This is a genomic window from Acinetobacter sp. UBA6571, from assembly GCF_002434085.1.
Classification (GTDB): Bacteria; Pseudomonadota; Gammaproteobacteria; order Pseudomonadales; family Moraxellaceae; genus Acinetobacter; species Acinetobacter radioresistens.
In genome coordinates this window covers 57,933-78,153 of the sequence record NZ_DJJJ01000058.1, presented here as the reverse complement: position 1 = coordinate 78,153, position 20,221 = coordinate 57,933, and the positions used below count along the sequence as shown (strand labels likewise).

Below are 20,221 nucleotides of genomic sequence, written 5' to 3'. Positions count from 1 at the left end.
ATTTAAGTTTCAGCTTTTACATTAAAATTCCATACAAGCTGAAAGTATCAATGCCTTTATGATATTCAGACGACTCCAGAACAAGTTTCCGCCTATTTCACTTAATATCTTCAATTTAATCCTGTCTATATGGTTTGGCGTTGCCCTGAATCTTTCTTTTTATATGAAGATGATGCAGCTCACACCTTACCAGGGAATCAAGGCATGGTTATTTTTAATGGCAACAGTCATTGTAGTGGTGAGTATCTACAACCTGATTTTTCAGTTGCTGCAGTGGAAATGGAACATTCGATTCTTTGCTGTCATCTTCATTCTTTTAGGCGGTTTTTCAGCTTATTTTGTTAACAGTCTGGGCATAGGTATATCAGCTGACCAAATTCAGAATGCATTACAGACCGATCAGCACGAAGTACTAGATCTGCTCTCCTGGCAATTTGTTTTGTGGAGTCTTGGCTTTGTCTTGCTGCCTTTATCATTGCTAGGCTTAGTCAAAATAAAAACTGAAGCTTTATCTAAAGTTTTTATTTCTAAAATGTTCGGTGCGCTTACCTCATTGGTTCTGGCCGGCTTGATGCTATTTACCTTCTATATTGATTATGCAGCTATCTTTCGTGAACATCGTGATCTAAAAGGTATGATCAGCCCACAAAATGTAATCGCATCTAGCATTTCGTATTATAAAAAGAAAGCGCCAAGACAGAATTTGCCGCTTATTAAATATGGAGAAGATGCACATTTAATTTTACCGGTATCAGATTCGAAAAAACCCCAGCTTATGGTTCTGGTAGTAGGTGAAACTGCCCGTGCCGAAAGCTTTGCTTTAAACGGATATACCAGAGCGACCAATCCAGAACTATCTAAACTGGATATTATAAATTTCAGTCAGGTCAGTTCTTGTGGAACAGCCACGGCAGTTTCAGTTCCCTGCATGTTTTCCGGTATGCCGCGCCAGCAGTATGATGAACAGCTGGCATCACACCGGGAAGGCTTGCTAGATATTGCCCAGCGTGCGGGCTACAAAGTAACCTGGGTAGATAATAACTCAGGCTGTAAAGGCGTCTGCAACCGCATAGAACAATATGAATTCAATAAATCCCTTAAACAGAAGTGGTGTATAGAGGGAGAATGTCATGATGAAATCTTGCCTGAGGCACTCCAGGCTTATCTGGCCAGTATTCCAGAGACAGATAAGACACCACGCCTGATTGTTCTGCATCAGGCAGGAAGTCATGGCCCGGCTTATTTTAAGCGCTCAACAGCAGCATACCAGCCGTTCCAACCGACATGTAATACCAATGCCATTCAGGGTTGTAGTGCCGAGTCTTTAATTAACAGCTACGATAATTCAATAGTTTACACCGATCATGTGCTAGCCGAGCTTATACAAACCTTAGAAGGAAACCAACACTATCAGAGCGCGCTATGGTATTTGTCGGATCATGGTGAATCTACTGGAGAGCATGGTTTATATTTACATGGTTCGCCTTATGCCATTGCACCCAGCCAGCAAACCCATATTCCAATGTTAATGTGGTTTTCAGAGAGCTGGAAACAGCAGCACCCTGTGCAGTTCGCCTGTCTGGCCAACCAGAAACAGCAAAATCTGAGCCAGGATAATTTATTTCCTACCCTGCTCAGTCTGCTCAACATTAAGAGTGCAGTGATACAGCCACAGCATGATATGCTGCAACAATGCCATCATCTATCGGGCCTGAGGATATAAAAAATGAATAAAATCCTGATTATTGAAGATGATTTTATGATTGCCGAATCCACCATTACACTGCTGCAATATCAGCAGTTCGCAGTGCAATGGGTAAATAACGGTATTGATGGCCTAAAACTGCTTAAAACACAGGAATTTGATATTGTCCTGCTAGATCTGGGCCTCCCTCTTATGGATGGAATGCAGGTCCTCAAGCAGATCCGGCAGCAAAAACCGACTCTTCCAGTTTTAATTATTTCTGCACGCGACCAGCTACACAACCGGGTAGATGGCTTGAATCAAGGTGCAGATGATTATCTGGTTAAGCCTTATGAATTTGATGAATTACTGGCACGTATACAGGCTCTATTACGTCGCAGCACTATAACCAGCATTCAGACCGAAACCGTACAGATATTACAACATGGCGACCTGATACTTGATCTGGAACAGCATTCTGCCCTGTTTAAAAATGAACATATTGACTTGTCCAAGCGTGAATGGGCTATCCTTATTCCCTTGATGAGTTATCCCTATAAAATTTTTTCCAGAAGCAGTCTGGAAGATAAGCTCTACGATATAGATTCTGAAATCAACAGCAATACCATTGAGGTCTATATACATCATTTACGCACCAAGCTCGGCAAAGACTTTATCCGGACTATTCGCGGTTTAGGTTACCGTCTGGGTCAGGCCTAAGCTTAAACAGCGAAGTTTTTATGTCATCAAATTACTCATTAAAAAAACGGCTCATACTCTATATTTCATTCTTTAGTATCAGTCTAGGCTGTGTACTGGTCTTTTCAGCTTATCGTATTGCGCTTGAAGAAATTAATGAAATTCTGGATGCCCAGATGCAGAATCTGGCTGAACGTATTGCCGCCCATGGTCCAGAGCAGATCCAAAGCCAGTTTGATGAACATCAGCGCTACCATGAAGAAGATTTATTTGTAGATGTATGGGCATATACTGATCAAGATCATCAAAGCCAGTCAAAGCGGCTGGTTGCACCGGTAGAAAAAGCCGGTTTTTATACACACCAGACTGCAAGTGATATCTGGCGGACTTATGTGCTCCCACTTGAGCATGACCAGATACAGGTTAGCCAGCAGCTTTCTGTCCGCCGGCATCTGGCACTAGAACTTGCGGGTAATATGTTTATTCCCTACTTGCTGTTTATGCCCTTGGTGCTCTGGGGATTAGGCTGGATCATCAGCCACAATCTTAAACCTTTAGACGAATTTAAAGAAGAAATTGCAAAGCGTGAGCCACATGAATTAGAACCGGTTCAAATATTTAAATATCCCCAAGAAATTGTACCAGTCCTTAATGAAATCAACTCTCTATTCAGCCGGATTCAGTATTCACAGCAAGAGCAGCGGCAATTTATAGCAAATGCAGCTCATGAGTTAAGAACACCGATTACTGCATTAAATTTGCAAATACAGATTCTGTTACAAGAGTTTCCTGACCATCCTGATTTAAAGAACCTCAATAGAGGTTTAATGCGTGTCCAGCATCTGGTCAGTCAATTACTTAGCCTGGCTCAACAGGATGCAAATATTTTAGAAACTGAGCATGGTGTGCAGGTCAGAGTGAGCGATATCGCTACAAATTGTGTAGAGGAGCTCATCCAGCTGGCAATACAAAAGAATATCGATCTGGGCATGGAGCAGCAGGATCCGGTGAGTATCTTGTCGGAACCCGCTATCATACACTCAATCATTTTTAATCTGATTGATAACGCCATTAAATACACGCCAGAGAATGGTGTAATTAATGTTTCCGTATATGCCAGAGAAAATGGAGCACTGATACAGATAGAAGACAGTGGACCAGGTATTGACCCTATGCTATACGAAAAGGTGCTTCAGCGTTTTTACCGTGTTTATCAGCATACAGAAATTGGGAGTGGCTTAGGTCTGTCCATTGTTCATAAGGCAACCCAACGTTTAAAGGGACGGCTTAGTTTTACACACAGCCAGACATTAGGTGGCTTACAGGTCAATATATTTTTACCAGATAATATTCTTTAAAAAACCTGTAGAAAGTAGAGAGCCAGAATCTCTAGTCAGTAGTTAAAATTTGAGGAGAATACTTGAGGATAATCTGGTATATCAGAACATTTACACACCAGCAGATCCACAATGTCCATAGATTATGACTTAAAAAATGGGCACCACGCATCATCTGCGCCCAGCCCATTGCAAAACCAAGTATTAAGCCAGCCACAAGAAAGAAACAGGCCTTTTTTATATTAGATAAGCGGTAAACAAAATAGCCTGTTAATAAAGCAAAACCTGTTGAAGCATGGCCGCCTGGAAAGCAATGCCCATTTTTTGCTGAAAAATCCCAAGTAAACCCCGAAACAGAAGGGATAGTCATATTCCATGGACAAGCATATGCAGACTGCGACTTGATGAGACCAACGATACTGGTACATAACAGGGAGACCAGAAAAAAATAGCCCCACTTCATTTGATACATTTTAAGTTTTTGGCACTTAAATGAGCTTAACCAGCCCATAAAATAGCAGATATAAACAGCCATAATTATATCTTTTATATAGCTATGGTTGAGTTTCGCCAAATACCAGCTATCACGAAATAGGAATTCTCCCGAGTGGCTTACCCACGGTTGTATAAGAGATAAATCGATTAACCCGCCTACAGGGAAAAAAATTTTTAAGATAAAGAAATTTATAAATAATAAAATGTACTGATAAGACAAAAAATAGTTTGAGTTTTGCATCACAGAAAATTTAAATAAATATCCTCTTTATCTGAACAGATATTACTTAAAATCATCTTAAACTGACCCACTACTTCCTACTTAAAATCTTGTTTAAAGAAAATTAACCCATTCCTCCCTACAATGAATTCACTTAAATTAATTATTTGCTTAAATTTTGCTCTTGATTTTCTTGATTATTTTTAAAAATCTGAATAGTCAAATTTTAAATTTTAATTGAAAAAAGCGATTATTACATAATAACGATAAATTAATATTTTTATATTTCAATTACTTAATTTATTATTCTTTTTAAATTATAGAACATTTACTCCAGTTAGCATGTTTTTTCAACATATTTTTTTTATTTTTAAGTTCAAATAGAGCATTTACTCTTAGTTTAATTGTGCTATTTTTGTCACATGGAGTTAAGTTAGATTTTATCCCGGAAGAGGATGATCTCCAAAATTAAAAAGCATAGATCATGCACGTAAAACTTCCCGTATCTCAAGGAAAGACTAGAATGAAATTAAAAACTCTTAGCACAGCAATGATTTTAGCAATGCTACCTGCAACTGGGGTATTTGCAGCAGCTTTAGATCGTTCAGGTCAGTCGATCTCTGCATTCTTACAGCCAGGTAATTATTTTGAAGCCGGAATTTCTGTTCTTGATCCATCAGTTTCTGGTAAAGTTCAAAATAATTGGACGCCAGGAGGAGCTGCCGCACCATTAGCTCCTGCTTATCGAGGCACCTCAGTTGGCGAAATGGGTGATGATTATTATTTTCCAAGTGCAGCATTAAAATTTCAGTTAACTGATAATTTTTCATTTGGTATAATTTATGATCAGCCATTTGGAGCGAAAGCAACTTACCCTACTGATACTTATTTAAATCCTTTAGCTGGTGGTGTTTTCCATAATGGAACAGAAGGTACAGAAGTAGAAGTTAAATCAGAAAATATTACTATGCTTGTAGGTTATCAACCTATTGAAAATTTTAATATTTATGGTGGTGCTGTATACCAGTCAGTTGAAGGTAATGTTCAATTACGTGGTCTAGCATATGGCAGTACAACTGCATTAGGTCAATACAATGCTACAATGGAAGACGATAGTGCTGTAGGTTGGTTAGCGGGTATTGCTTACCAGATTCCTGAAATTGCTCTAAAAGCATCACTAACTTATCGTTCTGAAATTGATCATGATTTGAAAACAAATGAATATGGTCATAGTGATATTTTAGCTTTAGTAACGCAAAACCCTGCTGCTGCGCTTTATAATGTAAATACAAATACTAAAATTTCTACTCCTCAGTCTGTAAACCTTGATTTCCAAAGCGGTATTATGGCAGATACAGTAGCCTTTGCTAACGTACGCTGGGTCAACTGGAAGGATTTCTCAATTCGTCCACAGCAGTTTGAACGAGTTTCAAGAGCTTTAGGCGCGGCAGGTGCTACTCCTAATAATCCAAATGGCTTTGATATTGTTTCTTATACTGATGATCAAATCTCAGCTACTCTAGGCGTAGGCCGTAAATTTTCTGAACAATGGGCAGGTAACGTTTCTGTAGGTTGGGATTCAGGTGCTGGTAATCCAGTTTCTACTTTAGGCCCAACAGAAGGCTATTGGAATCTTGGTTTAGGTCTACAATTTAGCCCTGCACAAAACTACTTTATTGCGGGCGGTGTGAAATATTTCTGGTTAGGCGATGCAAAAGCTCAAGCTGCATCTGATTTCGGTTCTAATTCATATGTAGCTGATTTTGAAGATAACGATGCTTGGGGTTATGGTCTAAAAATTGGTTATCGTTTCTAAGGTAAATTATTTTAGAAAGGCTATCGCTTGCGGTAGCTTTTCTATTACTACTCTACTATACAAATTTTAAGTGTTGCTAATTTAGCCAAAAAAAATCCGGTTTTGTTTGGTATCTTTTTAAAACATTTACTCTAATTTTTTATTTATAAATCATTTATATACATCAGTATTCTTAGTCTTTTTACTCTAATCAAGCATATTTCTTGCATTCATCAGTTCATTTTTTAGACCGAGCTGAGCATTTACTCTTTTTTGTTTTGTGTTACTTTCCCTCAACTTTTTTGTTACATATGGCATCAGGGAAAGACCATGAAGCTCAATAAAATTTATTCCGCTATTCTTCTTAGCTCACTCCCTCTCACTGCGGTTAATGCGGGTGGTTTAGACCGTTCAGGTCAATCTATTCAGGCATTTTTACAGCCTGGAAACTATTTTGAGGCAGGTATTTCTATCCTTGATCCTGATGTTTCAGGTACTGACGCAAATGGGAATGTTGCTGGTGATATGGCTGGTGACTACTATTTCCCATCAGCGGCTTTGAAAATTCAGGCTACTGATAAAATTTCACTTGGTCTGATCTATGATCAGCCATTTGGTGCTGATGCCGAGTACAAAGGAAATAATAACTTTGTTGAAAACCGTATGGTTCCATTTAAAGGTGGTACTACCGTTGAAGTAGATACTCAAAACCTGAATTTTCTGATTGGCTATCAGCCTACTCAAAACTGGAATTTATATGCAGGTGCTGTTTATCAGACAGTTGATGGTACGGTGAAATTACGCGGTAATGCTTATAGCGCCTTCAATGGATATGATTTAAAAACAGGTGAAGACGAATCGGTAGGCTGGCTGGCTGGTATTGCTTATCAAATTCCTGAGATTGCCCTAAAAGCTGCTATAACCTATCGTTCTGAAATTGAGCATGATATGAATGCTTATGAGAATTTTGGCGCGGCAGGACTCACTGGTAATCCTCGACTTGATGGTGCAATGAACCAGATTAGTGCTACTTCTGGACGTACTGAATTAACCACGCCACAGTCAGTTAATATCGATTTTCAAACGGGCATTATGGAAAATACTGTCGCATTTGCCAATGTACGATGGGTAGAATGGTCCAAGTTTGCAGTTCAACCTTATAAATTCGGCAAGTTATCGCAAGTCCTTGGTCAATCAACTCCAGCTCTTGGCAAACCAAATGGCTTTAATCTGATTGACTATAAAGATGATCAGATTTCAGCAACGGTCGGTGTAGGTCGTAAATTTAATGATCTGTGGGCAGGTAATGTATCAGTAGGTTGGGATTCTGGTGCAGGTAATCCTGTAACAACTCTAGGCCCAACTGAAGGTTACTGGAGTATAGGTACAGGCGTACGTTTTTCACCGGCTGAAAATTACTTTATTGGTGCAGGTGTAAAATACTTCTGGTTAGGTGATGCTGATGCAGTAACAGGTGCTCATACGGCGGCAGGTACTTTTGAAAGTAATCATGCTATCGCTTATGGTCTAAATATTGGTTACAAATTCTAAAAATCTCATTAGACAATTTATAGAAAAAGGGCGCTTCAAGTGCCCTTTTTTAAGCTTATTTATAAAATCTTAAACTGGAATATCGCGCAGTGACACTGAACGGATTGCCTCTTTTAAAGCAGCGTAACCATGAATTGCCTGGAACTGCGGGAACTCAGCGATTACATTTTCTGGCGCATCAAACAGGAAACCATGGTCTGCTTCACCCAGCATGGTTGTATCATTATACGAGTCCCCTGCTGCAATTACACGAAAATTCAGGTTGTGGAGTGCCTTTACTGCCTCACGTTTCTGGTCTGTTTGACGTAATTTATAGGCAGTGATCATGCCTTTTTCATCTGTTTCCAGCTTGTGACAAAAAATAGTAGGCCAGCCCAACTGTTGCATCAATGGATGGGCAAATTCATAGAAAGTATCAGATAAAATAATCAGCTGGAAATGGGTACGGACCCACTCTACAAATTCTTTGGCGCCGGGTAATGGACCCATATCTGCAATCACGGCCTGAATATCATTTAAGCCTAAACCATGCTGCTTCAAGATATTTAAACGCTGAGTCATCAGGACATCGTAGTCAGGAATGTCTCGAGTAGTGGCTTCTAGTTCTTTAATCCCTGTTTTTTTTGCAAAGTTAATCCAGATTTCCGGGACTAATACCCCTTCAAGATCGAGACATACAATTTCCATGAATTCTCCAAGCATCATAAAAAAATCGGATTATCATAGCATTAACCCGTTATATTTTGCGCAACTGTTTATTAATCAGTTTTATTCATAAGCTTTGTAGTTAATGTGCTAAGCAGCTTATTTCATTTCCCTTAAAATGTATTGCACTTTAGTGAATATATATTTTTACAGCGTCCAAGCCTTTGAGCCAGGAGCCTTCATGACCGCTATCCCAACCATTGATATAGTGGATGCCTTGGCATCTGAATATGCTGACAAATCTCCAAGCGAGATTCTGGAACTTGCCTTGAGTCAGGAAGGTGAAATTGCTATTTCATTTTCAGGAGCTGAAGATGTAGTCCTGATTGATATGGCCTCCCGCTTGGGAAAACCATTTCGGGTATTCAGTCTGGATACTGGCCGGCTGCATTCAGAAACCTATCAGTTTATTGAAAAAGTCCGCAATCATTACAACATTGAAATTGAAATTTGTTTTCCTGAAGCAGAACCCTTACTCGATATGGTAAATCGTAAAGGCCTGTTTAGCTTCTATGTTGATGGCCATCAGGAATGCTGTGGTATTCGTAAAGTTCAGCCATTACGCAAGAAACTAGCGACTTTAGATGGCTGGATTACCGGTCAGCGTCGTGACCAGAGTCCAGGAACCCGTACTGAAATACCAGTAGTTCAGGCAGACACAGGTTTTTCTGGGCAGGGTAAACAATTAATCAAGTATAACCCGCTGGCCAACTGGTCAAGCAGTGATGTCTGGAGTTATATCCGTTTAATGGAAATTCCATATAATGCCCTGCATGAACGTGGTTTTATCTCAATCGGCTGTGAACCTTGTACTAAAGCTGTTTTACCAAATCAGCATGAACGTGAAGGGCGCTGGTGGTGGGAAGAAGCCACCCATAAAGAATGTGGTCTGCATGCTGGTAATTTAAAGAAGTAATATCAGTCAAAAAACCGCTCATACCTAACTGAGAGTCTTAACAGTTGATTGGGCGGTTTTTTATTTAACTGATGAATTCACATAAATTTATGCTGCGTCTGGACTGAAAGATTATATACTGTAACGCGTGTTCTATAATTCTAACAATGAGCAGCTCAATAAGAGCTGACAGATCCATTGCAGTGAGGCAATCAACGCTATGCGTCCATTACACCCAATTGATTTCATTTTTTTATCATTAGAAAAACGTCAACAGCCCATGCATGTAGGCGGTCTATTCCTGTTTGAAATTCCTGAACATGCACCCGCGACTTTTATACAAGATCTGGTACAGGATATTCGTAACTCAAAATCAATTCCGATACCACCCTTTAATAACCGGCTAAGTGGCCTGTTTTGGGATGAAGATGAAGAGTTTGATCTGGATCATCACTTCCGCCATATTTCACTGCCTCATCCAGGACGTATTCGCGAACTATTAGCTTATATTTCTCAAGAACATAGTACACTTATTGATCGCGCAAAACCGCTCTGGACCTGTAATATTATTGAAGGTATTGAAGGCAACCGATTTGCTATGTACTTCAAAATTCATCATGCCATGGTTGATGGAATTGCAGGAATGCGACTGGTTGAAAAATCACTATCTAAAGACCAGCAGGCTAAAAGTATTGTACCGCCATGGTGTGTAGAAGGCCCACGAGCCAAACGCCTTAAAGAAGCTAAAAAAGGAAGTACAAAGAAAATTCTTGGATTACTTAAAGACCAGTTTGAAGCTGTACCTAAAGTAATGTATGAACTGTCACAGACAGTGATGAAAGATATGGGCCGTAATCCGCACTATGTTTCCAGCTTTCAAGCACCGAAAAGTATACTCAACCAGCGGGTCAGTGCTTCACGACGTTTTGCAGCACAATCTTTTGAGTTGAACCGTTTACGTAGTATCGCAAGTGCATTGGATGTAACTATTAATGATGTAATTCTGGCAGTGTGTTCGGGTGCTTTACGTGAATATCTTCTTAGCCAGAACAGTTTACCGGCGAAACCATTAATTGCCATGGTTCCAGCTTCTATCCGGGATGATGACTCAGATGTGAGCAACCGGATTACCATGATTCTGGCCAATCTGGGTACACATCAGGCAGATCCATTAAAACGGTTGGAAACTATTCGCCGGAGTGTACTGAATGCTAAACAGCGCTTTAAACGGATGACGTCAGGTCAGATTCTGAATTACAGCGCACTGGTATACTCTGCCGCAGGACTTAATATACTTTCAGGAATGATGCCTAAACGTCAGGCCTTTAACTTAGTAATTTCTAATGTGCCGGGTCCACGTGAACCCTTGTACTGGAATGGTGCAAAGTTGGATGCACTTTTTCCTGCTTCGATTGTACTAGATGGACAAGCTTTAAATATTACCATGACCAGTTATCTGGACAAACTCGAGGTCGGCTTAATCGCCTGTCGCAATGCATTACCCAAAATGCAGAATCTGCTTACCCATTTGGAAGATGAAATACAACATTTTGAATCACTGATTGAAGCTGAAACGTTTGAGAAAAATCTGACTGTAACAGGTTAAAGAACAATAAAAAATTGAGGGGCTAAATTAGGCCCCTTATTTTTTAATAGTACGGCACTGTTTTAAAAGCTGGTGACAAACCGAGCGGATCATCGCAGTAGTAATCTGGATTTCTCGACCATCATCATCAAGCATATAGCATGTATTGACTTTTTTTGAATCAAGTACGTGTTGAAAACCTTTATGAATAATTCTTTCGCTAACATTCATGTCATTTACCTCATTTGCTAAGACTACATAGGGGAGAAAAGTCTTTGGCTACCCAATGCATCTAGTATTGAAAATTCATGCATGAAAGTAAAATTTCAGTTGTAACAAGGATTAAGCGAAATTCTGTTACAACTTTAGCTTAAGATGATGTCATATTGCTCTTGCGTATACAGATTTTCGACCTGGAACTTAATTACCCGATTTACAAAATGCTCTAAATCCGCCACTGCTGGTGCTTCTGCTGTTAATAGACGGTCTATGACCGCAGGATGGGCAACTACTGTAAAGCCACTTTGTGATTCAAATGCCCGAGCATAGCGCATAATTTCTCGAAATATCTCGTAACATACTGTTTCTGCTGTCTTCACATATCCCCGTCCCTGACAGGTTGGGCAAGCTTCACATAATAGATGTTCTAAAGACTCCCGAGTTCGTTTCCTGGTCATTTCTACCAGTCCCAATTCGGAAACTTGTGTAATTTTAGTTTTGGCATGATCCCGTTCCAGCATTTTTTCAAACTGGTGCATGACTTCATTGCGGTGGTTCGCTTCCTGCATGTCAATAAAATCAATAATAATGATGCCACCCAAGTTGCGTAGTCGTAACTGCCGGACAATCACTTGAGTGGCTTCCATGTTGGTTTTAAAGACCGTATCTTCAAGTGAACGGCCGCCCACATAGGAACCTGTATTAACATCAATAGTAGTCATGGCTTCAGTCTGATCAATCATCAGATAGCCACCTGATTTTAAGGCCACCCGTGTCTGCAAGGCTTTTTGCAGGTCTTCTTCGACATTATACAAGTCGAAAAGTGGGCGCTCACCTGGGTAGTGAATCAGACGATCTTGCATACCCGGTACGAACTCTTCAATAAATTCGCTGAGTTTGGTATAGATTTCCCGTGAATCAATATAGATTTTGGCAGTTTCTTCATTGGCCAGATCACGGATAACACGCTGAGGCAAAGGTAATTCTTCAAAAATCAGAGATGGGACAGTGGTAGCACGCTGTTTGCGCTGAATATATTCCCAAAGCTTGGCAAGGTAGGCCATATCTTGGGCTATATCTGCTTCATCGACGCCATCAGCTGCCGTACGCACAATTACGCTACCAGGTAAATTGTGCTGTTGCTGAATTTTCTCAATCAGTGAACGCAGCCGGTCACGCTCTTCTTCTGATTCGATTCGCTGTGAAACCCCAATATGATTTCCAAATGGCATCAGTACCAGATAGCGGGAAGGAATTGAAAGGTCAGTAGACAGCCGCGCGCCTTTAGTACCCAGCATATCTTTCATGACCTGCACCGTCAAAATCTGGCCGGGTTGTAATAATTCAAATACATTGGGAGTAGGCTGGTTGCGGGGCCAGATCATGTCATTGATATGTAAAAAAGCTGTACGTGAAAGGCCAATATCGACAAAAGCAGCCTGCATGCCAGGCAATACACGGACTACCTTGCCTTTATAGATATTTCCCACCAGACCACGCTTGACAGTCCGTTCAACAAACAGTTCATTGACCGTACCATTTTCAACTAATGCGACCCGACATTCCATAGGGGTGACATTAATGAGTAGCTCATCAGACATACTAAAACTCAAAACATTATAAAAATTCTTTCCAGCGGTTAATTTAGTGCCTTAACTGCTTTTAATAACTGTATTGTCTCATGTAACGGCAACCCGACCACATTGGTGTAGCTACCAAAAATCCGGGGAATATATTGCGCTGCAATGCCTTGTATGGCATATGCACCCGCTTTGCCTTCTGGCTCTCCGGTCGCCCAATAACGCTCCATGTCGTTTGGACTGAGGGTTTGAAATTCAACCTGGGTATGTACCACTATACTCGAAATCTGCCGGGATGTGGCAATACAGACCCCTGAAAAAACATCATGGTGTCTGCCAGATAATTTTGACCAGATTTCAAAGGCATGCTGCTTCGATTCAGGTTTACCAATAATGGTACCATCCAGCCCGAGACTGGTATCAGCAGCAATAATTACAGATTCAGGATATTGTGCGAGTACTGCCTGTGCTTTTTGACAAGCCAGACGCTCTACGTACTCACCGACACTTTCACCTACTCTTGTACTCTCGTCAATATCAGGACTGTGAATATCGAATTCCAGTCCTAATTGCCTGAGCAGCTCCTGTCGCCTTGGCGAACTTGAGGCCAGAATCAGATGCGCCATTTTCGCAGCAGGTAATAAAGGATAGGCCAGCACAAAATACTGCTAAGCAATGGCTGCCAGTGCCGTGCAATTGAAAAATGCAGCCCGGCCATAACCTGGGTGAACCAGGTAAATAGCAGATGGGCAAAAATTGCTAGCGTTGCCAGTACCCATAAATTGCCAAAGGTTAAAATCCGGCGTTCACGGGTAAACCAGCGTACGACAAAGGTGATCAGCACAAAACTGAGTGCATTCATTCCCAGGGGCGCATCACGTAGCAAGTCTGTAAAAATGCCCACTGCAAAGGCAAACCAGACACCTGTCCAGCTTGGCTGACACAATATCCAGAACAGCATGATCATCAGCATAAATAATGGCCGCCATCCGGAAATGTCATAAGACAGTGGATAGACCATTAATACTGACCCAACTATGACTGACAGGATAATGACAATCAATGGATCTTTACGCTTTTCATAACGCAACTTAGCGATTGGCATAGGGTTGCTCCATCGCCAGAGAGTCCGAAAACAGGATCACCACATGATGTCCACCAGCCAGCTGTGCAGCTGGAACCACCTGAATCTGGGCGAACTCACCTGAATTATGGCGTCTGACTTTAGATACGGTACCCACCAGATAGCCTGCCGGAAAATGTTCACCTAACCCTGAAGTATAGATTTTGTCTCCCGGTTTGATATCTGCACTGGTCGGCACGTATTCCATTTTCAGCAGTCCCAGATCGCCTGTTCCTGCCACAATGGCACGCATACCGGTCCGTTCCAGACGTACAGATAGCGAATGTTCCTTGTCCGAGAGCAACATTACACGGCTAGAATGCGGATAGACATCAATGATCTGCCCCATTACTCCACGGTCATCCAGCACAGTCTGCCCCACCTTGAGCTGATTGCTGGCTCCTCGGTTAATAATAATGATATGCCGTAAGGGATCTGCATCAGTACCAATGACTTCTGCAATTTCCATACGACCATCAATAATAAGTGGCGTATCGAGCAGACCACGTAAACGTGTATTCTCGGCAGAGAGCTCTGACAGTTTCTGCAGACGCACCTGAGCCTGTAACAGCTCGGCCTGCATCGCAGTATTTTCACGGCGCAGCTGGGCTTCAGATTTGGTTTGTTGACTCAGCCATTCTCTCGACAACACGGGATAGCTTGCCAGTGCATAAATAGGATTATATGCAGCGTACAGGACTTCCCTAGCAGGTTGCACCACATGCGGCATGCGCCAGTCAAAAAACAGCACAATAAGGCAGGTGATCACCGCTATGATGAATGAGCGAAAAGATGGCGGTTGTCTTGAAAAAAGATTCGGTTGCACCGCCTGGTTCCTAACTTAACCTACAAACAGCATGTCATGATTCGGGTTATCGAAGAATTCGAGTACCTTACCACCACCGCGAGTCACACAGGTCAGTGGATCTTCTGCAACCATAACAGGCAGTCCGGTTTCCTGAGCCAGCAGTTTGTCCAGATTACGCAGCAATGCACCACCGCCTGTAAGCACAATTCCGCGCTCGGCAATATCAGAGGACAGCTCTGGTGGAGTCTGTTCAAGTGCCGATTTTACTGCACTGACAATATTGGAAAGCGGATCAGCAATGGCCTGAGTAATTTCATCAGAGGTTACAGTAATTGAACGGGGAACGCCTTCAGCCAGGTTACGGCCACGCACTTCGATTTCAAGTGTTGTACCGTCTCCGATCGCCATACCCACTTCTTTCTTGATCAGTTCCGCAGTCGTTTCACCAATCACGCAACCATGTGCTTTACGCACATAATTAATGATCTGCTCATCAAAAACATCACCACCAATACGTAGAGAATCTGCGTACACACAACCCTGTAGGGAAATAATCGCAATTTCAGTGGTACCACCACCAACATCAACCACCATAGAACCACATGCCTGCTCAACCGGCATACCTGCACCGATTGCAGCCGCCATCGGCTCTTCAATCAGGCGGACATCACGCGCACCTGCATTAAATACCGCTTCACGGATAGCACGACGCTCAACCAGTGTCGATTTGCATGGTACACACACCACAACACGTGGTGCAGGTGGAAACAGGCGCTTCTCATGGACTTTGCCAATGAACTGGTTCAGCATGGTCTCAGTTACTTCAAAGTCGGCAATTACGCCATCTTTCATCGGACGTATGGCAGAAATATTTGCCGGGGTACGTCCAAGCATCTGTTTCGCATCCAGGCCTACGGCGGCAACAATTTTCTGTGAACCACTGTGACGGATCGCGACAACTGTCGGTTCATTCAGAATGATGCCCCGCCCTGGTGCATAAATAAGTGTATTTGCTGTACCTAAATCAATGGCTAGATCCGGCGAAAACAAGCCAATTAGTCGTTTTAGAATCACGGGTCGTTCTCAGTTAAACTTTATGTGGACGCAAGGTGGCAACTTTAACTAAATGTAGTGCGTTGAACAAGTCAATCGCTTATTATAACGCACGATATTTTGAATTTTTTAATACTGATTAGGTGATGGTATGTCTACACCGGATGCTCAGCATTCTGCAGATTTAAATGCACAAACAGTTTCAGCAATCGCCAATCTTGCACGTCTTTCGCTCAATGATACGCAATCTGCTGAATATGCTCAAAGTCTAAATAAAATTTTAGGCATGATGGATACCTTAAAAGCAATCGATACTGAGGGTGTTGAACCGCTAAAAAGTCCATTTGATCACCCTCAGCCATTACGTCAGGATGTTGTGTCTGAAACCAATCATCGTGAAGAATATCAGGCAGTTGCCCCAGCTACTGAAGCGGGGCTGTATCTGGTTCCACGTGTAATTGAATAATTATCTGGTCAACTTCTGTACTTCAAAACTGAACCTAAAAGAATTTAACTCATGACTGATTTGCATCGTTTATCGATTCGTGAACTTGCCGAAGGCTTAAAAACAGCCCAGTTTTCCTCGCGCGAATTGACTCAGCACTATTTAAACCGTATTGAAAAAATTGATGCGCAGATTAACAGCTATGTCACTGTAACTGCCGAACAGGCACTGGCTCAAGCTGATGCTGCTGATGCTGCGATTAAAACCGGTACCGCAACTATACTTACCGGCGTACCTATCGCACATAAAGATATTTTCTGTACTCAAGGTATTAAAACCACTGCCGGCTCTAAAATGCTGGACAACTTTATTTCCCCTTACGATGCTACCGTAGTTGCCAAGGGCAAAGCAGCCGGTCTGGTCACACTAGGTAAAGTGAATATGGATGAATTCGCTATGGGTTCAACCTCCGAGAATTCATTTTACGGTGCGACCAAAAACCCGTGGAATTTAAGCTGTGTACCGGGTGGATCATCGGGTGGTTCGGCAGCGGCTGTGGCAGCAGATCTTGCTCCGTTTGCCACCGGCACCGATACCGGTGGTTCAATCCGTCAGCCTGCATCTTTTTGTGGTCTCACTGGTCTGAAACCTACCTATGGCCGTGTATCCCGTTTCGGAATGATTGCCTATGCCTCGTCACTGGATCAAGGTGGCCCGATGGCACGTTCTGCTGAAGACTGCGCTTATTTGATGAATGTCATGGCCGGCCATGATGAAAAAGACTCGACCTCCATGAATCAGGAAGTCGACGATTATGTAGCCAACTTGAATACAGCTTCTGTTAAAGGTTTACGTATTGGTATTCCTAAGCAGTATTTTCAGGTTGATGGGTTGAATGCTGAAGTGAAAGCGCGTGTTGAAGAGTCATTGAAAAAGCTCGAAGAAATGGGCGCGATTCTGGTTGAAATTGACCTGAACATGACTGAGGCTTACGTTCCGACTTATTATCTGATTGCTCCGGCCGAGGCCTCATCCAACCTGTCACGTTATGACGGCGTGCGTTATGGCTATCGCTGTGAAAATCCGGTGGACTTGATGGATCTTTACAAACGTTCGCGTTCGGAAGGTTTTGGTACAGAAGTCCAGCGCCGGATCCTGATTGGAACCTATGCCCTGTCAGCCGGTTATTATGATGCTTACTATGTCAAAGCCCAGAAAGTTCGTCGCCTGATTCAGCAGGATTTTCTGAAAGCCTTTGAACAGGTCGATGTCATTGCAGCTCCAAGCGCACCGACTACTGCCTATCAGCTGGGTGCTGCACAAGATACGGTAGCCATGTATCTGGGCGATATCTATACCCTTGCGGTCAACCTTGCCGGTCTGCCAGCTATTAATGCGCCAATTGGATTCGATGCCAACCAGCTGCCTGTAGGCCTGCAACTGATTGGTAATTACTGGTCTGAGTCACAACTGCTGTCTGTAGTACACCAGTATCAGCAGGTAACCGACTGGCACACCCAACGCGCGGCAATTGCTGAGGAGAACGCATAATGGCTAAGAACACTGCTAAACCAAAATCTAACCTGATTGATGGTTGGGAAGTCGTTATTGGGATCGAGATTCACACTCAGCTTGCGACCAAATCGAAAATCTTCTCAGGTTCATCGACTGAATTCGGTCAAGACCCAAACACCCAAGCAAGTTTGGTTGATTTGGCCATGCCGGGCGTATTGCCAGTACTCAACAAAGAAGTGGTGGATTTAGCTATTCGCTTTGGTTTGGGTATTGATGCATATATCGACCAAGCGTCTGTGTTTGCACGTAAAAACTACTTCTACCCTGACTCTCCAAAAGGTTACCAGATCAGCCAGATGGACAATCCGATTGTGGGCTTGGGTCATATCGACATCCAGCTTGAAGATGGTACAGTTAAACGCATTGGCGTGACGCGTGCGCACCTTGAGGAAGATGCTGGTAAATCAATCCATGACCAGTTTGAAGGCATGTCAGGCATTGACTTGAACCGTGCAGGTACGCCACTTTTAGAGATCGTATCTGAACCGGATATGCGTTCTGTTGAAGAAGCCGTTGCCTATATTAAAGCCATTCACACGTTAGTACGTTGGTTAGGTATTTCTGACGGTAACATGGCTGAGGGTTCGTTCCGTGCTGACTGTAACGTGTCTTTACGTCGTCCGGGTCAACCCTTCGGTACACGTTGTGAGCTGAAAAACCTCAACTCCTTCCGTTTCATTGAACAAGCGATTAACGTGGAAATTGAACGTCAAATGGAAATCCTTGAATGGGATGGCACCATTGACCAAGAAACACGTTTATTCGACCCTGTGAAAATGGAAACGCGTTCAATGCGTTCAAAAGAAGAAGCGAACGACTATCGCTACTTCCCAGATCCAGATTTATTACCTGTGATCATTGCTGACGAGCAGATCGAAGCAGCACGTGCTGCCCTTCCAGAACTGCCTAAAGCGCGTCGTGCACGCTTTATCGCTGACTTCGGTGTGACTGAGTACGATGCGCATGTATTGACGCTGTCACGCGAAATGGCGGACTTCTACGAAGCGGTTGTGGCTGCTGCGGGCGGTGCGAAACAAGGTAAAGTATCAGCAAACTGGGTGATGGGCGAATTCTCAGGTGCGTTAAACAAAGCGGGCTTAGAGCTTGCTGACTCTCCTGTAACAGCAGAAAAACTTGGCGGTATGATCGCACGTATTGTAGACAACACAATTAACGGTAAGATCGCGAAACAAGTATTCGGCTTTATGTGGGAAGAAGGCAAAACTGCGGACGAGATTATTGCGGAAAAAGGCTTGAAACAGGAAACTGATACAGGTGCAATTGAAGCGATTATTAAGGAAGTTCTTGTTGCCAACGAGAAGATGGTTGAAGAATATAAATCTGGTAAAGAGAAAGCCTTTAACGGTCTTGTTGGTCAAGTGATGAAAGCAGCGAAAGGTAAAGCGAACCCTGCACAAGTCAATGAATTGATGAAAAAATTGATTGGTTAATGATTGACTAATTAATCGTCTTTATGCAATAAAAACCCTGCCTAGTGTGGGGTTTTTATTTTTTGAGAGAATAATGGCTTTAAAAACAATATTTAATGTTTCAGAAGAAAGAACGGCTAAGTTGGCAGTATTGATAGATGCAGATAATGCATCGGCAAAAGATATAGAAAATATTCTAAATGAACTCACCAAATATGGTGAAGCAACTGTCAAACGGGTTTATGGAAATTTTGTCAGTCAAAATGGAAATTGGAAACAAGCAATCAATAGCTTGGCGATTAAACCAATGCAGCAATTTGCCTACACCACAGGTAAAAATGCAACTGACGGCTTCATGATTATTGATGCAATGGATTTACTATATACAGGTCGATTTGATGGTTTTTGCTTAGTTTCAAGTGATAGTGACTTTACCGCTCTTGCAATTCGTATCAAAGAACAAGGGGCAACCGTTTACGGCTTTGGTAAAAAACAAACACCAGAAGCATTTAGAAATGCGTGCTCGCATTTTACTTATGTTGAAAATTTAAGTAATTATGAAGAACCTATGATTAAAGAATCTTTAGCACCAATCACTAAAGAAGTTAAACAAGAAAATATTGTTAAAGAGGAACCAAAACAGGAAATTAAAAATAATCACAGTACTACTCTACCTTTAAATATTATTAAGCAAGTTTTTGATAATCATGATAGTGAATGGATTAGTGTTGCATCACTTGGTTCTCAGTGGAAACTTCTACAAGTGGATTTTGACCCACGTACATATGGATTTAAGAAATTAGGTGATTTAGTAAAAGGTTTTCCACAAATCTTCCATACTGAAGAAAGAATGAGTAACGAACATAAGAATCTTTATGTAAAACTAAAATAAAACTCTTTAACGGTCTTATTGGTCAAGTCATTAAAGCTTCAAAAGGTAAAGACGACCCTGCTCAAGTCAATGAATTAATGAAAAAAATGATTGGTTAATCTGATTAATTTTGAAAAAGAAAACCCGCTTT

General features: G+C 42.0%; 19 protein-coding genes and 1 pseudogene. 12 read left to right on the top strand and 8 right to left on the bottom strand.

Annotation, left to right across the window (positions count from 1 at the left end):
- Positions 1–58: 58 nt before the first annotated feature.
- The 3 genes from B3X18_RS11700 to B3X18_RS11690 are packed head-to-tail and all read left to right on the top strand — an operon-like array spanning position 59 to position 3,741.
- Positions 59–1,723: a phosphoethanolamine transferase gene (locus tag B3X18_RS11700; protein WP_005015953.1), complete on the top strand. Its 1,665-nt coding sequence runs from the start codon at positions 59–61 to the stop codon at positions 1,721–1,723.
- A 3-nt stretch (positions 1,724–1,726) separates the two neighbouring features.
- Positions 1,727–2,404, top strand: coding sequence for a response regulator transcription factor (locus B3X18_RS11695; RefSeq protein ID WP_005024902.1), 678 nt, complete (start codon positions 1,727–1,729; stop codon positions 2,402–2,404).
- Between the two features lie 20 nt (positions 2,405–2,424).
- Positions 2,425–3,741, top strand: coding sequence for an ATP-binding protein (locus B3X18_RS11690; RefSeq protein ID WP_005024899.1), 1,317 nt, complete (start codon positions 2,425–2,427; stop codon positions 3,739–3,741).
- 31 nt (positions 3,742–3,772) lie between these two features.
- Here the strand turns inward: B3X18_RS11690 and B3X18_RS11685 are convergent, their stop codons facing one another.
- On the bottom strand, positions 3,773–4,456 hold the full coding sequence (locus B3X18_RS11685; RefSeq protein WP_034688407.1) for a phosphatase PAP2 family protein: 684 nt from the start codon (positions 4,454–4,456) through the stop codon (positions 3,773–3,775).
- A 502-nt stretch (positions 4,457–4,958) separates the two neighbouring features.
- Here B3X18_RS11685 and B3X18_RS11680 point away from each other — a divergent pair.
- Together B3X18_RS11680 and B3X18_RS11675 are read left to right on the top strand one after the other, a co-directional pair.
- A complete protein-coding gene (locus B3X18_RS11680; protein ID WP_005015959.1) occupies positions 4,959–6,251 on the top strand; it encodes an OmpP1/FadL family transporter in 1,293 nt (430 codons plus the stop codon).
- Between the two features lie 309 nt (positions 6,252–6,560).
- A complete protein-coding gene (locus B3X18_RS11675; protein WP_005024893.1) occupies positions 6,561–7,781 on the top strand; it encodes an OmpP1/FadL family transporter in 1,221 nt (406 codons plus the stop codon).
- A 69-nt stretch (positions 7,782–7,850) separates the two neighbouring features.
- On the opposite strand, the gene thrH is transcribed toward B3X18_RS11675, so the two are convergent.
- The gene (thrH, locus tag B3X18_RS11670) at positions 7,851–8,468 is read right to left on the bottom strand and encodes a bifunctional phosphoserine phosphatase/homoserine phosphotransferase ThrH (protein ID WP_005406999.1); all 618 of its coding nucleotides are present in this window, start codon (positions 8,466–8,468) and stop codon (positions 7,851–7,853) included.
- Between the two features lie 199 nt (positions 8,469–8,667).
- Here thrH and B3X18_RS11665 point away from each other — a divergent pair, with 199 nt between their 5' ends.
- Positions 8,668–9,402: a phosphoadenylyl-sulfate reductase gene (locus B3X18_RS11665; RefSeq protein WP_034688405.1), complete on the top strand. Its 735-nt coding sequence runs from the start codon at positions 8,668–8,670 to the stop codon at positions 9,400–9,402.
- Positions 9,403–9,601: 199 nt separating this feature from the next.
- On the top strand, positions 9,602–10,987 hold the full coding sequence (locus B3X18_RS11660) for a WS/DGAT/MGAT family O-acyltransferase (RefSeq protein WP_034688403.1): 1,386 nt from the start codon (positions 9,602–9,604) through the stop codon (positions 10,985–10,987).
- Between the two features lie 36 nt (positions 10,988–11,023).
- Here B3X18_RS11660 and B3X18_RS11655 read toward each other — a convergent pair whose 3' ends face one another.
- The 6 genes from B3X18_RS11655 to B3X18_RS11630 form a co-directional block, all read right to left on the bottom strand.
- Entirely contained in the window at positions 11,024–11,197 is a 174-nt protein-coding gene (locus tag B3X18_RS11655) for a PA1571 family protein (protein WP_005015969.1), read from the bottom strand.
- Between the two features lie 134 nt (positions 11,198–11,331).
- Positions 11,332–12,786 carry a ribonuclease G gene (gene rng, locus B3X18_RS11650; RefSeq protein WP_034688401.1) on the bottom strand — a complete coding sequence of 485 codons (1,455 nt, stop codon included), beginning with the start codon at positions 12,784–12,786 and terminating at the stop codon, positions 11,332–11,334.
- 38 nt (positions 12,787–12,824) lie between these two features.
- Positions 12,825–13,391 (bottom strand): Maf-like protein, encoded by a 567-nt coding sequence (locus tag B3X18_RS11645; RefSeq protein ID WP_005406947.1) that lies wholly within the window; start codon positions 13,389–13,391, stop codon positions 12,825–12,827.
- On the bottom strand, positions 13,379–13,870 hold the full coding sequence (mreD, locus tag B3X18_RS11640) for a rod shape-determining protein MreD (RefSeq protein ID WP_005024886.1): 492 nt from the start codon (positions 13,868–13,870) through the stop codon (positions 13,379–13,381). Before mreD ends, B3X18_RS11645 begins: the two co-directional genes overlap by 13 nt.
- Positions 13,857–14,714 (bottom strand): rod shape-determining protein MreC, encoded by an 858-nt coding sequence (mreC, locus tag B3X18_RS11635; protein ID WP_005015986.1) that lies wholly within the window; start codon positions 14,712–14,714, stop codon positions 13,857–13,859. The genes mreD and mreC overlap by 14 nt, the downstream gene beginning before the upstream one ends.
- Positions 14,715–14,729: 15 nt before the next feature.
- Entirely contained in the window at positions 14,730–15,770 is a 1,041-nt protein-coding gene (locus B3X18_RS11630; protein ID WP_005015988.1) for a rod shape-determining protein, read from the bottom strand.
- A 130-nt stretch (positions 15,771–15,900) separates the two neighbouring features.
- Between B3X18_RS11630 and gatC the strand changes: the two genes are divergently transcribed.
- The 5 genes and pseudogenes from gatC to B3X18_RS15230 form a co-directional block, all read left to right on the top strand.
- Positions 15,901–16,215: an Asp-tRNA(Asn)/Glu-tRNA(Gln) amidotransferase subunit GatC gene (gatC, locus tag B3X18_RS11625; RefSeq protein ID WP_005406899.1), complete on the top strand. Its 315-nt coding sequence runs from the start codon at positions 15,901–15,903 to the stop codon at positions 16,213–16,215.
- Positions 16,216–16,266: 51 nt separating this feature from the next.
- Positions 16,267–17,745 carry an Asp-tRNA(Asn)/Glu-tRNA(Gln) amidotransferase subunit GatA gene (gatA, locus tag B3X18_RS11620; protein ID WP_005406997.1) on the top strand — a complete coding sequence of 493 codons (1,479 nt, stop codon included), beginning with the start codon at positions 16,267–16,269 and terminating at the stop codon, positions 17,743–17,745.
- Positions 17,745–19,220, top strand: coding sequence for an Asp-tRNA(Asn)/Glu-tRNA(Gln) amidotransferase subunit GatB (gatB, locus tag B3X18_RS11615; protein WP_005406966.1), 1,476 nt, complete (start codon positions 17,745–17,747; stop codon positions 19,218–19,220). The genes gatA and gatB overlap by 1 nt, the downstream gene beginning before the upstream one ends.
- A 73-nt stretch (positions 19,221–19,293) precedes the next feature.
- Entirely contained in the window at positions 19,294–20,091 is a 798-nt protein-coding gene (locus B3X18_RS11610) for an NYN domain-containing protein (RefSeq protein ID WP_005406917.1), read from the top strand.
- Positions 20,085–20,189: pseudogene (locus B3X18_RS15230) on the top strand (hypothetical protein); the annotation flags it as partial. The gene B3X18_RS11610 and the pseudogene B3X18_RS15230, both read left to right, overlap by 7 nt.
- Positions 20,190–20,221: the final 32 nt, after the last annotated feature.